Here is a 14,530-nt window from a genome sequence, read left to right on the forward strand (position 1 = left end):
CTCGTCAACTGTGGCGTCTCCCCAGGCGCCACACCGCCCAAGCCAAAGGCAACACCAGCACACAAACCAGTACGTACGGCCCTATCGGCCAAATGCTATATATACCGGTCCCCAATAGGGGCCCGATGATATAGCCCAAAGCCGGACAGGCACTCATCATTCCTGCCACAGCGCCCTGCTCTTCCGCCCCCACACGCAAGCTGGCTGCACTACTGACGCCGGGCATGCCCAATCCCAATCCCAGGCCCACAAATGCAATGGCGGTGGCAGCCACAGACTGCACCGGCGCAAATAAAAGCAGGAACGAGCCGAGTCCGATCGCGATAACCGCCACCTTGAGCAGGGTCTCCGGCGGCCAGCGCAGTTTTTGCACAATCACGACCTGTGCCAGTAACGACGCCGCCGCCGCCACCATCATCGCGAGTCCAACCCCGGCCGCGCCCTGAGTGGGAGTCAGGCCAAAACGGTCCTGATACATGAAACCAAGCGTTTGCTGCACCACGGCAAAGCACAGGAACAGGGATACCCCGATAAGCAGCACATCTACCAAGCGCCTATCAACATAGGCCGCCAGACTGGCGCGCACCGCATCCAGTACAGAAAATGGATGGCTGGGTCTGCTGTGCTCCAGTATACGTGGCGACTCCGGCAGCCGATGCCAGACCAGCAGTGCCATGATCAAAGTAATCAGGACCACCGCATACAACGGCATAAGCAGACCAAATACGGCCAGAGCACCACCCAGTGCCGGGCCAGCTATAGTGCCAAGATTATGGGCAGCGGCAATCTTGCCCATTCCCCGGGTCCGCTCAGCGGCACTGGTAATATCAGCAATATAGGCAGTTGCTGCGGGTGGTGAAGCAGCCATAACCAACGCTTGTAAAACCCGCGCCGTCACCAACAAAGCTAATAGCCTGACACCGCTTACCCAGCCACCAAGGCCTGCTTCAAATGCCAGTGCGAATAATAATGTTCCGGTTGCATAGCCACTCAGCCCAATAACCAGCACCGGGCGCCTACCAAGATATTCACTGAAGCGTCCCCATACCGGGCTGGCCAACGCGAAAGCCAAAGCTGAACAGGTAATAATCATGCCAACCTGGATATCTGCCAAACCGGTGGCCCGACCCAAGGACGGCAAAATGGCAAACACCAGAGTCTGACCCATGCCAGTTACAGCAACCGCTAGCAATAGCAAAAAAGTAGAGGGTTTGAGCGGGGCTTTTGGCACGCTTACATAAACCAGCTGTAGCGCGGGTGAAGCGTGACCACGGTACCAATAATTAACAGGCTCGGCGCGGCAACTTCCATTGTGGCAACTTTATCCGGCAAAGAACTTATGCTGCTGATAATCACTTGCTGATCCTCCAGCGTGCCGCGCGACACTATTGCCGCTGGCATATCGGTGGCCATGCCCTGTGCCAAGAGGTTGCTGCAAATCTCCGCCAGACTGACCAGCCCCATGTAGAAAACCAGCGTTTCATTGACGGTATTCAGATTGGCCCAGGGCAAGTCTACAGATCCATCCTTTCGGTGACCGGTAATAAAGCGCACGGACTGCGCATGATCACGATGCGTTAATGGAATTCCTGCATAGGACGCACAGCCTGCAGCAGCGGTGACTCCGGGTACCACCTGAAAGCTGATGCCGGCGGCAACCACGCTATCGAGCTCCTCCCCACCGCGGCCAAAAATAAACGGGTCGCCCCCCTTCAGGCGGCAGACTTTTTTACCTTCAAGAGCGTACTTGACTAGCAGGTTATTAATTTCCTGTTGCGGAACAACATGTTCATTGCGGGCTTTACCCACATAGACCAACTCTGCATCGCGCCGGGCCAACTCCAAAATCCCCTTACCCACCAAGCGGTCATAAAGAACAATATCTGCTTTCTGCAGCAGACGTAGCGCTCGAAAGGTCATAAGGTCCGGGTCACCAGGACCAGCACCGACCAGATATACCTCTCCCTGCGACAGCTTCTGGATATCCGCATTTGTTACTGCATCAGATAACAGTGTTTCTGCTTCAGCTTGCTGGCCAGCCAAGACCTTTTCCATCAGCGGGCCGTCCAGTAGGCCCTCCCAGAACAGTCGTCGCGCGCCAATTTGCGGAAGCTTCTCTGCCAGAGGCTTGCGAAAGCGCCCCATCAGCTCAGCAAGCTTGCCAAGGCGTGCCGGAAAGAGTGTTTCAATTTTTGAGCGGGCCCATCTTGCCAGCACCGGAGAGGCACCACCCGAGCTGATACTAATCAGCAATGGATCACGGTCGACAATCGCGGGAAAAATAAAGGTGCACAGCGGAGGGTTGTCGACCACATTGACCGGCAGCTGTCGGGCTACCGCATCGGCATTCAGCTGCCGATTGACGTCGTTGTCATCAGTGGCGCCAATGGCCAGCACCACACCGTCAAGGTGGTGTGTCTGGTAAGTCTCAGGCAGCCATTCGCCACCTTGCTGCTCAATCAGCAGTTTAAGCTCCGCTTCTATTTGCGGCGCTACTACCCGCAATCTGGCACCGGCACGGACCAGCAGCCGGCCCTTGCGCAGGGCAATATCACCGCCACCGACCAGCAGCGCAAGCTGATCACGCAGTCGCCAGGAAACTGGCAGATAGTCCATTGCTATCTCCCGTTACAGGGTCTCTCGACCGCCCAGGTAGCTGCGCAGCACAGGCGGAACCGTGACGCTTCCGTCGGCATTCTGATAGTTCTCCAAAATGGCCACCAGAGTGCGTCCAACGGCCAGCGCGGAGCCATTCAGAGTGTGCAGCAACTCTGGCTTGCCGGAGTCCGCACGGTAACGGGCCTGCATGCGGCGCGCCTGAAAATCAGCAAAGCTGGAGCAGGAAGAGATTTCCCGGTAGGTATTCTGGCTCGGGATCCACACTTCTATGTCATAGGTTTTACATGCGGAAAAGCCCATATCTCCAGTGCATAGCACGACCACCCGATAGGGTAACTCAAGCGCCTGAAGGATAGCTTCTGCGTGCCCGGTCAATGCCTCCAGCGCGGCGGCTGATTCTTCCGGGCGTACCAGTTGCACCAGCTCCACCTTCTCAAACTGGTGCTGTCTAATCATGCCGCGCGTATCACGGCCATAGGCGCCTGCCTCGCTGCGGAAACAAGGGGTGTGGCAGACGTAACGAAGCGGCAGCTTCGCCGAGTCAATGATTTCATTAGCTGCCAGATTAGTCACCGGTACTTCCGCCGTGGGGATAAGGTATAGTTCCCGGTCGCCTTGAATACGGAACAGATCCTGTTCGAACTTGGGCAACTGGCCGGTGCCGCGTAATGCCTCAGGCCCGACCAGATAGGGAACGTAGACCTCTTGGTAGCCGTGCTGGTCTGCATGCATGTCGACCATAAAGTCGATCAAAGCTCTATGCAGGCGCGCCAAAGAACCGGTCATTACTGAGAAACGAGACCCGGATAATTTGGCTGCCAGATCAAAGTTGAGCTCTCCACTTGCCAGAGTGGCGCCCACATCAACGTGGTCACGGACTTCGAAGTCGAACTGACGGGGCTGTCCCCAGCGCCGCAACTCAACGTTATCTGCCTCGTCCTTGCCCTCCGGCACATCATCCAGCGGCATGTTAGGCACCGCCATCAACAGGGCTTCAATCTGCCCGTGCAGTTCGGCGGCACGGTCCAGCGCTGCCTGCATCTGCGCGTCGATCTTGGCCTGTACCTCTGCCACTCTGGCCTTGGCCTCATCCACCGCCACGCCCGACTTAACCAGCTCACCAACGTCGCGGGAGGCCTGCTTGCGCTGAGCCTGCAGGTCCTGTGACAGCATGTCCGCCTGCTTGCGCTCAGCATCCAGCGCCCGAAAGGCGGCCAGATCAAAGTTCACTCCACGGCGCGCCAACCGCGCAACCATCTGCTCGCCATCACGGCGTAATTCACGAATATCCAGCATCAAACCATCCTGCCCGTTATCCTGCTGCCCCGGCTGTTAGCGGACAGCGTAATCAAGGCGGGGATTATCGTTGAGATGGGCCGCAAGGTCACGTTCTGTAGCGAAAGGCTATTTTTTCTCGGGATAACGCTGCCAGTCGGCACCGAGGTTGCGTTGCTGCCAGTCGCGCAGCTTCTCAGCGATGCGAATTTCAAGGCCGCGGGATGCCGGTTGGTAGAATGCTGGCCGACCCATGCCTTCGGGAAAGTAATTCTCGCCAGCAACGTAGGCATCGGGAAAATCGTGGGCGTAGTGATAGTCCGCCCCGTAACCTTCTGCCTTCATTAGCGTGGTTGGCGCATTGCGCAGGTGCAGTGGCACCTCGTCACTCGGATGAGAGGCGACAAATGCTCGGGCCTGCTTCCATGCCAGATAAACCGCATTGCTCTTCGGTGCCACAGAGAGATATACCAGTGCTTGAGCAATAGCCAGTTCACCCTCCGGTGAGCCAAGACGCTCCTGCACATCCCAGGCATTCAGGCATAGTTGCAGTGCGCGCGGGTCGGCGTTACCAATATCCTCACTGGCCATCCGTACTATACGGCGGGCCAGGTATAGTGGGTCGCAGCCGCCATCTAGCATGCGTGCAAACCAATAAAGAGCGGCGTCCGCATCAGAGCCCCGTACAGATTTGTGCAAGGCGCTAATCTGATCGTAGAAATAGTCGCCTCCCTTATCAAAGCGCCGCAGGCTGTCGCGCAGCAGCTCATTGACCAGCTCCAGATCAATCACCTCTTCGGCCATATCCAAAGCAATATCCAGAAGATTAAGCAGGCGCCTGGCATCTCCATCGGCGTGATCAAGTAAGCGGTCTCTGCCGGCATCCTCCATGCTGATACCAGCGAACTCCGGCATCCCCAGCGCCCGCTCAAGCAGCTGCATCAAGTCTTCCCGATCGATGCTGCGCAAACGATACACCCGAGCCCGCGATAACAGCGCATTGTTAAGTTCGAAAGAGGGGTTTTCAGTGGTCGCACCAATAAAAATCAAAGTGCCATCTTCCACATGAGGTAAAAATGCATCTTGCTGGGCCTTGTTAAAGCGATGCACTTCGTCAACAAAAAGCACGGTACGCTGACCACGAGTCAGGCGCTCTTTTGCCTGCGCCACTGCCTCGCGTATTTCCTTGACCCCTGCGAGTACTGCAGAAAGAGTGATAAATGCAGCATCAATGGATTGTGCAAGGATTAACGCCAGAGTAGTTTTACCAGTGCCGGGCGGCCCCCAAAGAATCATTGAGTGAAGCTGATGTTGCTCAACCACGCGACGAAGCGGCTTACCTGTTCCTACCAGATGAGACTGACCGACATAATCATCCAGTGACGTTGGACGCATGCGCGCTGCCAACGGCTGATGAGACATATCTGCAGCAAACAGGTCACTCATTCGCTTTGCCGGATTACATCAACGCCGTCTGGTGCAGTGAATTCAAACACGCTGTTATCAAGCGTTTCATTAATTCGGGTGCCTTGAAAGTCCAGCGAGGTCTGTTGTCCCAATGCATCCTCAAGACGCATGCTATGAGGCATCTTGCCAACAAAGGTGACCTCCAGCTCAACGAACATGGTGTCGTCATTACGGGGGGAAAGGCGGTACGTCACCATTTTCCCTTGGCGGGCGCCCTCCTCCACCAGGAATGCCTCGCTCACCTGACCTGGATCCCCACCAAATAGCAGCGCTGGAGTGCTTGCGGTATCCGGCGTTAGCGGCTTTTCCACCACTTGTTCCAGATCAACATCGTAGATCCACACGGTGCTGCCGTCCGACACTGCCAGTTGTTCAAACGGCTGAAGCGTGTGCCACAGAAAACGATTTCCTCTGGCCATCTGCATCTCACCACTGGCTTCCTGCAAGCGTGTGCCGCCTTGATCCAGAACCACTTGTTGAAAGCTGCCAGACAGTGTTTGCACCGCAGCAAGACGTTTGACCAGATCCTCAGTGGGGCCAGCAAATACCAACGCTGGAGCGACAACCAGCAGCAACCCTAACTGCAATTTCATGGAGAGTCCTCAGTCAGCGCTGCCAGGCGCCAACACTTCACGTTGACCATTATGTCCGGCTTCACTAACCACCCCGGCCATTTCCATGGCTTCTACCAAACGGGCGGCGCGGTTGTAGCCGATCTTGAACTTTCGTTGCACCGATGAGATCGACGCGCGGCGGGAGTGCAGTACAAAAGCTACCGCTTCGTCGTACAGGGCATCCTGCTCAGCGTCGTCGCCGCCAGCGCTGCCGTCGAAGCCTGGCATGCCTGTATCGCCGCCACCCTCGAGTATTTCATCCAGATAGTCGGGCTCACCACGCTTACGCCAATCATCACAGACCCGATGCACTTCCTCATCTGAGACAAAAGCTCCGTGAACTCGTTCCGGAACACTGGTGCCCACCGGCAAATAAAGCATATCCCCGTGGCCGAGCAACTGCTCCGCGCCGCCTTGATCAAGCACCGTACGAGAATCGATCTTAGAGGAGACCTGAAACGCCATGCGGGACGGCACGTTAGCCTTGATCAGACCCGTAATTACATCCACCGAAGGCCGCTGGGTGGCAAGAATCAGGTGGATGCCGGCAGCGCGAGCTTTCTGGGCAATACGGGCAATCAACTCTTCAACTTTCTTACCAACAATCATCATCATGTCGGCAAACTCATCCACCACAATGACGATATACGGTAGCTTCTGAAGCAGCGGCGCCGGCTCTTCAAGATCCATCGGGTCTTTCGGCTTCCACAACGGATCACGGATTGACTCACCTTTTTTCTCGGCATCAATCAGCTTGCGGTTATAGCCGGCAATATTACGTACCCCCAAAGCGGCCATCAGCTTGTAACGCCGTTCCATTTCTGCCACGCCCCAGCGTAGAGCGGCAGCAGCATCTTTCATGTCAGTGACAACCGGGGTCAGCAGATGTGGGATGCCATCATAAACAGCAAGTTCCAGCATCTTCGGGTCAATCATGATCAGGCGTACTTCTTCCGGGTTCGCCTTGAACAGAATTGACAGTAGCATTGCATTCAAACCGACCGACTTACCGGAGCCAGTGGTACCGGCAACCAGCAAATGGGGCATCTTGGCCAGATCAGCAACCATCGGATTGCCGCTGATATCCTTGCCCAGTGCCATGGTTAGCGGGGATGGTGATTCATCAAACGCCCGCGACGCCACCGCTTCGGTAAAGCGGATCATTTCTCGCTGCTCGTTGGGGATTTCAATGCCGACCGTGGTTTTACCTGGAATAACTTCGACTACCCGCACGCTGATTACCGCCAGAGAGCGGGCCAGATCCTTAGCCAAATTGCTAATACGGCTAACCTTGATTCCCGCAGCCGGCTGAATTTCAAAACGGGTAATAACCGGGCCTGGCTGCACCGCCACCACCTCTGCTTCGATATTGAAGTCCTTTAACTTCATTTCCAGCAGCCGCGACATCGCATCCAGCGCAGCATCAGAAAAGCCACCACGGCCACCCTCTTCCACCGGGTCAAGCAACGCAAGCGGCGGCAGTGTTCCGGTGACTTGAGTGGTAAACAGGGGCTGCTGTTTTTCTTTCTGCACCCGGTCGCTTTTCTCTACCTTCTGTACCGGCTTGACGATGGCAGGTGGCTTGCGGGTTTCCGCTTTCTTTTTACCCGCCTCGACCACCATGCGTCGCTGCTCTTGCACCTGTCTGGCTTGACGCCGAGCTTTCAGCTGCTTGATCCATACCGGCACTTTACGAACCAGTGCCATAAACATTGCGGCGATAGTGCCCGCCAGGCGAATCCAGGACAGGTCGGTAAAGATGGTCATGCCGATCAGAAACAGGGTGGTCAACAACAAGGTGCCGCCCAGCATATTGAAGCCATCCAGGGCAGTGCCGCCGACTTCCTTGCCAAGAATGCCGCCGGCATCTTCTGGCAAAACACTGCCATTGCCAGCCAGGTGCATGTAGCAGAGCCCGGTACCGGCGACCATGGTCAGCACAAAGCCAACCAGCCGCACCGAGAACATGGGCCAAGAGCCTGCCATGCCCGCATGACGCTCGCGTAATACACGGACACCCCAGAAACCGACCAGCAGCGGAAACAAAAATGCCAGATAACCGAACAGGATAAACAGCACATCGGCAAAGTAAGCACCGGCACGACCGCCGGCATTCTGTACGGCAGCCGTGGACACCATCTTAGACCAGCCCGGGTCGCTGGGCTCATAGCTGGCCAGCGCCAGTAACAGATATACAGACAGCGCCAGTAGCAAAATAACCATGCCTTCAAGCAGACCGCGCTTCAGATGCAGGGACCAACCCTGCTCAGTCTGTTTTACTGTTTTGGAGTTACTCAAAGTTTGCTCACTAACCAGCTGAATTAAATAGGAATACTACGCCGAAAAGGCGTGGCGTACCAGCGCTCCCGTGCTCCGCCGGGGACACTCGGGGGCGACTCGCCAGGGCCCGATTGTTCGATCAATAGCCGCTGCCAGTCAAATTGATCGCGAGCAACTGTTCAACGATAACCGCATTTGGTGTAGCTTCCTCGACCATTCTCGCATTGACGCATTTTCTCTGGAGGCTTTCATGAGTGGCGCCCAGCATCACCGTCTTATTATTCTTGGCTCCGGCCCCGCCGGCTATTCCGCTGCTGTTTATGCCGCTCGCGCCAATCTTAACCCGGTGGTGATCACCGGAATCCAGCCCGGTGGCCAGCTCACCACTACCACGGAAGTGGATAACTGGCCGGGAGACGTGCATGGTCTGACCGGCCCAGATCTGATGGTACGCATGCAACAGCACGCCGAGCGTTTCAATACTGAAATCCTCTATGACCACATCAACAGTGTAGACCTCCAACAGCGCCCGTTTGTGCTCAATGGGGACAATGCTCAGTACACCTGCGAAGCCCTGATTATTGCCACCGGGGCCTCTGCCAAGTACCTCGGCCTGCCCTCGGAAGAAGCCTTCAAGGGCAAGGGCGTATCCGCCTGCGCCACCTGTGACGGTTTTTTCTATCGTGGCCAGAAGGTGGCTGTGCTCGGTGGTGGGAATACCGCTGTCGAGGAAGCCCTGTATCTTGCCAATATCGCCGCTGAGGTCACTCTGATCCATCGCCGCGACAAGCTGCGCGCCGAGAAGATTCTTCAAGACAAGCTGCTCGCCAAGGACAATATCCGAGTGATCTGGGATCATAGTCTGGACGAGGTACTCGGTGATGAAAGCGGTGTCACCGGAATTCGGGTCAAATCAACCAAAGATGACAGCACTCAGGAAGTGGAGGTGCAGGGCGTGTTCATCGCCATTGGTCATCAACCCAATACAGCCATTTTTGAAGGTCAGCTGGAAATGAAAGATGGCTATCTGAAAATTCGTAGTGGCAGTGCGGGTAACGCCACCGCCACTACGATTGCAGGCGTTTTTGCAGCGGGCGACGTGGCCGACCATGTTTACCGGCAGGCAATCACCTCCGCCGGTGCAGGCTGTATGGCGGCACTGGATGCCGAGAAATACCTCGACAACCTCTGACCGGTCGCTCTGTGACCTCTCTCACCTGGCTGGCCCCCGGAGATCCCTTTCCACCGACCAGTCAGGCGCTGGATGATCCTGATGGTCTGTTAGCCGCCGGTGGCGACCTGTCCACCGCCACTCTGTTGAATGCCTACGGTCAGGGAATATTTCCATGGTATTCACCAGGGCAGCCAATTCTTTGGTGGAGTCCGAACCCCCGACTGGTGCTGTTTCCGCAACGGTTCCACCTGTCCCGCCGGATGCAGCGCACCCTGCGTCAGGGGCACTGGAAGTTCTCCCTGAACAGCGCCTTCGAGCAGGTAATAGATGCCTGTGCCGACACGCCAAGACACGGACGGTCAGGCACCTGGATTACCCCGGAAATGCGAGCCGCCTATTGCCAGCTGCATGCACTAGGTCACGCTCACTCCCTTGAAGTCTGGCACCGGCAACAGCTGGTGGGCGGCATTTACGGAGTGCGGGTTGGCCATGTGTTTTTTGGCGAATCCATGTTCAGTCATGCCCGTGACGCGTCAAAGGCCGCCATGGCAATGCTGTGCCAGCTTCACACGACGCTGTCATTCGAGCTGCTTGACTGTCAGGTGGAAAGCGCGCATTTGTTGTCTCTGGGCGCAAGCAACCTGACACGGGAGAAATTTGAGCAGCAGCTCAGAATGCTCACCACACGGTATTCCGAGGCTTGGCCGGTGATACCTCCCGGCGGTCTGAGCTTTTGTCAGGCTGCCTGTTTCGCTGAACCTGTTGGGGACTGAGAAAGAGCCATGACTGACCTGTCCACGCTGCGTTTTTTTCGTACCCCGGCGCACCCGTGCAGCTATCTTGATGATCGCGAAGCGACCACCCTGTTTGTCGACCCATCGACGCCGATGACCAGCGCTCTTTACAGCAGACTGTCACAGCGGGGTTTTCGACGCAGCGGAGAGTTTCTTTACCGGCCGCACTGCCAAGGCTGTAATGCCTGCATCCCCGTGCGCGTTCCAGTCAATCAGTTTCAGTGGCGCCGACGCCACCGGCGCCTGCTCGAACGCAACGCAGACCTCACAGTAGAAAGCCGCCCGGCTCGCTTTGATCGGGAGCTATACAGCCTCTACGCCCGCTATATCATTAGTCGCCATGGCGATGGCGACATGTACCCGCCGTCCGAAGAACAGTTCACCGGCTTTCTGATTAGCCAATGGAGTGACACGAGATTCTTTTGCTTCCGGGCTGAGGGCAAGTTGCTGGCTGTTGCGGTGGTGGACCGGCTGGAAGATGGCCTGTCAGCGGTATACACATTCTATGACCCGGACGAATCTTCCCGTGGTTTGGGTAATCTGGCGGTGCTTTGGGAGCTGGAGCGCTGTCGCCGCGAGGGCCTGCCTTACCTCTATCTTGGCTATCTGGTGGATGGCTGCAAGAAGATGGCCTATAAGGGCAACTTCCGGCCGCTGGAGCGACTACGCGACAATGTATGGCAGCCTTCTGACTAACTCTGTTGTTGCCGGGTATCCTTTTGTTTTGCAGCTCCGCGCCATTTCGGGCAGAATTGCGCCTTCTTTTTGGCGGACCACCGCGTAAGGGCACATAACTGCATGGCGAAAGAAGAGCAGATCGAACTGGAAGGCACGGTAATTGACACCCTGCCGAACACCATGTTCCGGGTAAAACTGGACAATGGCCATGTGCTGATTGCACATATCTCAGGCAAGATGCGCAAACATTATATCCGCATCCTCACCGGCGACCGGGTCAAGGTTGAGATGTCTCCCTACGACCTCAGCAAGGGTCGCATCACTTTCCGGATGAAATAACCCCTCCAGCCCCCTGCTTCAAAAGGGCTGCCAGACAAAAAAGGGACCCAAAGGGTCCCTTTTCCTGTTGGCGAACTGGGCAAGCATGCCCAGCTCCCTTACAGGGCCGGCTCTGCAGCTTGCTCAACCACGGTCAACACCAGCTTGTCGTCCTGCATGGTGACCCTCACTCGTCCGCCATGCTCCGAGAGCTCACCGAACAGTAGCTTTTCCGCCAGAGGCTTCTTGACCTGATCTTGAATCAAGCGCGCCATGGGTCTGGCTCCCATGGCAACATCATAGCCATGCTCTGCAAGCCATGCCCGTGCAGAAGCGTCTACCTCCAGCACAACCCCACGCTCGTCCAGCTGCGCCTGAAGCTCCACCAGGAACTTGTCCACCACGCTGAGGATGGTCTGTGGCGTGAGAGCGCTAAACTGAATAATCGCATCAAGCCGGTTACGGAATTCCGGCGTAAACATCTTCTTCAGTGCCTCCATACCATCGGTGCTGTGATCCTGTTTACTGAAACCAATGGAGCTGCGGCTGATTGCCTCGGCGCCCGCATTGGTGGTCATGATCAGAATTACATTACGGAAGTCCGCCTTACGACCATTGTTGTCCGTCAAGGTGGCATGGTCCATCACCTGCAGCAGCAGGTTGAACACTTCCGGGTGGGCCTTCTCGATTTCATCAAGTAACAGCACGCAGTGAGGCGTCTTAGTGACTGCCTCGGTAAGCAAGCCACCTTGGTCGAAGCCCACATAGCCCGGAGGCGCACCAATCAAACGGCTGACTGTGTGACGTTCCATATATTCAGACATATCAAAGCGTATAAGCTCCACACCCAGTGCGCGGGCCAGCTGACGACTGACTTCAGTTTTGCCGACACCAGTGGGGCCGGCAAACATGAACGAGCCCACCGGCTTGTTAGGTGTCTTGAGGCCTGCGCGGGATAGCTTGATAGCGGCCGCCATGGCCTCAATGGCATCGTCCTGACCAAATACAGTCATCTTCAGGTCACGCTCCAGATTGCGCAGCAATTCTTTATCAGAAGCAGACACCGACTTTGGTGGAATACGCGCTATCTTCGCGACCATTTCTTCTACATCGGTAACATCAATCACAGTGCTACGCTGGTCTTCCGGGCGAAGGCGCTGCCAGGCACCTACTTCATCGATTACATCAATCGCCTTATCCGGCAGATGGCGATCATTGATATAACGTGCTGACAATTCGGCAGCAGACTTCAACGCACCGTCGGTGTACTCCACATGATGATGATCTTCAAAGCGCTTCTTCAATCCTCGCAAAATACCAATGGTTTCATCCACAGTAGGCTCGACCACGTCAATTTTCTGGAAGCGTCGAGCCAGCGCACGATCCTTCTCGAAAATGCCACGGTACTCCTGGAAAGTTGTTGAGCCCATGCATTTTATGTCGCCGGATGCTAATGCAGGCTTAAGGAGATTAGAGGCATCCATCACCCCACCAGAGGCAGCACCGGCACCAATGATGGTATGAATTTCGTCTATGAAAAGAATGGCATTAGTCTGCTTTTTCAGATCACTGAGCAGCGCCTTGAAGCGCTTCTCAAAATCACCACGGTACTTTGTACCCGCCAGTAGTGCGCCAAGATCTAATGAGTAAACCACCGCATCCTGCAGTGGCTCAGCCACTTTACCTTCGACAATCATCCAGGCCAGACCTTCGGCAATGGCAGTCTTGCCAACACCAGGCTCGCCGACCAGTAACGGATTGTTCTTGCGGCGGCGGCAAAGAATCTGCGCTGCTCGCTCAATTTCAAAGGCACGACCGATGAGCGGGTCTATTCGACCACTCGCTGCCTGGACGTTCAGGTTGACGGCATAGCTTTCTAGTGGGCTGCCACTAGCCTCGTTTCCTTCCTCACCCATCTGCTCGCTGTCCGCAGAGGCCCCGTCTTCATCGCCGTCACTGATTTTTGAAATGCCGTGGGAAATGTAATTGACCACATCGAGACGATGAACATTCTGGGTGGCGAGAAAGTAAACGGCCTGACTTTCCTGCTCACTAAAGATGGCCACCAGCACATTGGCACCGGTTACTTCACGCTTTCCTGAAGACTGCACGTGGAATACGGCGCGCTGCAAAACACGCTGAAACCCCAATGTGGGCTGGGTATCTCTCTCCGGGTCTTCCTCTGGAATCAACGGGGTTGTGTCGTCAATAAACTGCGAAACCGAGCTACGCAAGTCGTTGACGTCAGCGCCACAGGCAGTCAGCACTTCAACGGCGGAGTCGTTATCAAACAGCGCGAGCAAAAGGTGCTCTACCGTCATGAACTCATGACGATGACTGCGGGCATAACGAAACGCCTCATTCAGAGTCATTTCCAGTTCTTTGCTCAGCATGATGACACCTCTTGAACCTATGGGTTGGTTATCAGACCACCATGTCTGCCAATTCGTTCAGGCTACTTCTACCTGACACATTAACGGATGCTGGTGTTGACGAGCATAATCAATGACCTGCTCAGCACGCGTCTCCGCCACATCACGGGTATAGACACCACAAACTGCACGTCCCTCTGTATGAACCGTCAGCATGATTCGCGTCGCCTGCTCGCGGTTCATGGTGAAGAACAACTCTAACACTTCGACAACGAACTCCATTGGCGTAAAGTCGTCATTCATCATCAGTACTTTGTACATCGCCGGTGGCTTGACTTTGGCCTGCTGCTCTTCAAGCACCAGCCCTCCATGCCGCTGTGGCTGGTCATGCCCTTCACCACTCAGTCTTGCCGGTGTACTGCGTTGTGATTCTTTGATATCCAATACCATTATGCTCATGCGTTCCTGTGTTCAGTTGTACTGCGCCACCAGCGCCAGCGCAATAACTGTGTGGCAGCGCACACCATACCCAATCGCCCATTCGTCGGGGACTTGACACCCCGGCCCAGTGGTTAAAAGATGTACGATAGTTAATCGTTCCACAATCAGTTTACACCAGTGCCGTGAGGTCTTGGTGACGTAGCGGAGCGACAGCCACAAAACAGACACAAAACAACAATCAGGGATGACAGGGGCGGCACGATGGCAACCGGCAAGGTGAAGTGGTTTAACAATGCCAAGGGTTACGGTTTTATCCGGCCGGATCAAGGTGGAGATGACCTTTTTGTCCATCACTCGTACATCCTGATGGATGGCTATCGCAGCCTGAAAGCAGGCCAGCCGGTGGAATATGAGCTACAGCCCGCTTCCAAGGGGTTTCATGCGGTAAACCTGAAGCCGGTGGACTGATTCAGGGCTCGGCAGGTGGCATTCCTGACG

General features: G+C 55.8%; 13 protein-coding genes. 5 read left to right on the forward strand and 8 right to left on the reverse strand.

The window, feature by feature from the left end; all coding sequences use genetic code 11:
* Nucleotides 1-4: 4 nt before the first annotated feature.
* From J1C54_RS13165 to J1C54_RS13190, 6 genes are all read right to left on the reverse strand, one after another.
* Nucleotides 5-1,231, reverse strand: coding sequence for an MFS transporter (locus J1C54_RS13165; RefSeq protein WP_229148646.1), 1,227 nt, complete (start codon nt 1,229-1,231; stop codon nt 5-7).
* A gap of 2 nt (nt 1,232-1,233) precedes the next feature.
* Entirely contained in the window at nt 1,234-2,616 is a 1,383-nt protein-coding gene (cysG, locus tag J1C54_RS13170) for a siroheme synthase CysG (RefSeq protein ID WP_229148649.1), read from the reverse strand.
* Between the two features lie 12 nt (nt 2,617-2,628).
* Nucleotides 2,629-3,915, reverse strand: a complete 1,287-nt coding sequence (gene serS, locus J1C54_RS13175) for a serine--tRNA ligase (protein ID WP_229148650.1) — start codon at nt 3,913-3,915, stop codon at nt 2,629-2,631.
* Nucleotides 3,916-4,023: 108 nt separating this feature from the next.
* On the reverse strand, nt 4,024-5,340 hold the full coding sequence (locus J1C54_RS13180; RefSeq protein ID WP_229148651.1) for a replication-associated recombination protein A: 1,317 nt from the start codon (nt 5,338-5,340) through the stop codon (nt 4,024-4,026).
* The gene (lolA, locus tag J1C54_RS13185) at nt 5,337-5,954 is read right to left on the reverse strand and encodes an outer membrane lipoprotein chaperone LolA (RefSeq protein WP_229148652.1); all 618 of its coding nucleotides are present in this window, start codon (nt 5,952-5,954) and stop codon (nt 5,337-5,339) included. The genes J1C54_RS13180 and lolA overlap by 4 nt, the downstream gene beginning before the upstream one ends.
* Before the next feature lie 9 nt (nt 5,955-5,963).
* A complete protein-coding gene (locus J1C54_RS13190; RefSeq protein WP_370635659.1) occupies nt 5,964-8,273 on the reverse strand; it encodes a DNA translocase FtsK in 2,310 nt (769 codons plus the stop codon).
* A 232-nt stretch (nt 8,274-8,505) separates the two neighbouring features.
* Between J1C54_RS13190 and trxB the strand changes: the two genes are divergently transcribed.
* From trxB to infA, 4 genes are all read left to right on the forward strand, one after another.
* Nucleotides 8,506-9,447: a thioredoxin-disulfide reductase gene (gene trxB, locus J1C54_RS13195; RefSeq protein ID WP_229148653.1), complete on the forward strand. Its 942-nt coding sequence runs from the start codon at nt 8,506-8,508 to the stop codon at nt 9,445-9,447.
* An 11-nt stretch (nt 9,448-9,458) separates the two neighbouring features.
* Nucleotides 9,459-10,202, forward strand: a complete 744-nt coding sequence (gene aat, locus J1C54_RS13200) for a leucyl/phenylalanyl-tRNA--protein transferase (protein ID WP_229148654.1) — start codon at nt 9,459-9,461, stop codon at nt 10,200-10,202.
* Between the two features lie 9 nt (nt 10,203-10,211).
* A complete protein-coding gene (locus tag J1C54_RS13205) occupies nt 10,212-10,919 on the forward strand; it encodes an arginyltransferase (protein WP_229148655.1) in 708 nt (235 codons plus the stop codon).
* Between the two features lie 102 nt (nt 10,920-11,021).
* Nucleotides 11,022-11,240 (forward strand): translation initiation factor IF-1, encoded by a 219-nt coding sequence (gene infA, locus J1C54_RS13210; RefSeq protein WP_229148656.1) that lies wholly within the window; start codon nt 11,022-11,024, stop codon nt 11,238-11,240.
* Nucleotides 11,241-11,338: 98 nt separating this feature from the next.
* On the opposite strand, the gene clpA is transcribed toward infA, so the two are convergent.
* Nucleotides 11,339-13,612, reverse strand: coding sequence for an ATP-dependent Clp protease ATP-binding subunit ClpA (gene clpA / locus J1C54_RS13215; RefSeq protein ID WP_229148659.1), 2,274 nt, complete (start codon nt 13,610-13,612; stop codon nt 11,339-11,341).
* Between the two features lie 57 nt (nt 13,613-13,669).
* Nucleotides 13,670-14,050: an ATP-dependent Clp protease adapter ClpS gene (clpS, locus tag J1C54_RS13220; protein WP_370635660.1), complete on the reverse strand. Its 381-nt coding sequence runs from the start codon at nt 14,048-14,050 to the stop codon at nt 13,670-13,672.
* 243 nt (nt 14,051-14,293) lie between these two features.
* On the opposite strand from clpS, the gene J1C54_RS13225 reads away from it, so the two are divergent.
* On the forward strand, nt 14,294-14,500 hold the full coding sequence (locus J1C54_RS13225) for a cold-shock protein (RefSeq protein WP_229148661.1): 207 nt from the start codon (nt 14,294-14,296) through the stop codon (nt 14,498-14,500).
* Nucleotides 14,501-14,530 lie beyond the last annotated feature (30 nt).

The organism is Alcanivorax sp. 1008 (genome assembly GCF_020667895.1).
Classification (GTDB): Bacteria; Pseudomonadota; Gammaproteobacteria; order Pseudomonadales; family Alcanivoracaceae; genus PGZG01.

Excerpts from the sequence above, each read along its gene's own strand:
- cysG (WP_229148649.1), bottom strand. The coding sequence starts at position 2,616 with ATGGACTATCTGCCAGTTTCCTGGCGACTGCGTGATCAGCTTGCGCTG.
- serS (WP_229148650.1), bottom strand. The coding sequence starts at position 3,915 with ATGCTGGATATTCGTGAATTACGCCGTGATGGCGAGCAGATGGTTGCG.
- J1C54_RS13180 (WP_229148651.1), bottom strand. The coding sequence starts at position 5,340 with ATGAGTGACCTGTTTGCTGCAGATATGTCTCATCAGCCGTTGGCAGCG.
- lolA (WP_229148652.1), bottom strand. The coding sequence starts at position 5,954 with ATGAAATTGCAGTTAGGGTTGCTGCTGGTTGTCGCTCCAGCGTTGGTA.
- trxB (WP_229148653.1), top strand. The coding sequence starts at position 8,506 with ATGAGTGGCGCCCAGCATCACCGTCTTATTATTCTTGGCTCCGGCCCC.
- J1C54_RS13205 (WP_229148655.1), top strand. The coding sequence starts at position 10,212 with ATGACTGACCTGTCCACGCTGCGTTTTTTTCGTACCCCGGCGCACCCG.
- infA (WP_229148656.1), top strand. The coding sequence starts at position 11,022 with ATGGCGAAAGAAGAGCAGATCGAACTGGAAGGCACGGTAATTGACACC.
- clpA (WP_229148659.1), bottom strand. The coding sequence starts at position 13,612 with ATGCTGAGCAAAGAACTGGAAATGACTCTGAATGAGGCGTTTCGTTAT.
- clpS (WP_370635660.1), bottom strand. The coding sequence starts at position 14,050 with ATGAGCATAATGGTATTGGATATCAAAGAATCACAACGCAGTACACCG.
- J1C54_RS13225 (WP_229148661.1), top strand. The coding sequence starts at position 14,294 with ATGGCAACCGGCAAGGTGAAGTGGTTTAACAATGCCAAGGGTTACGGT.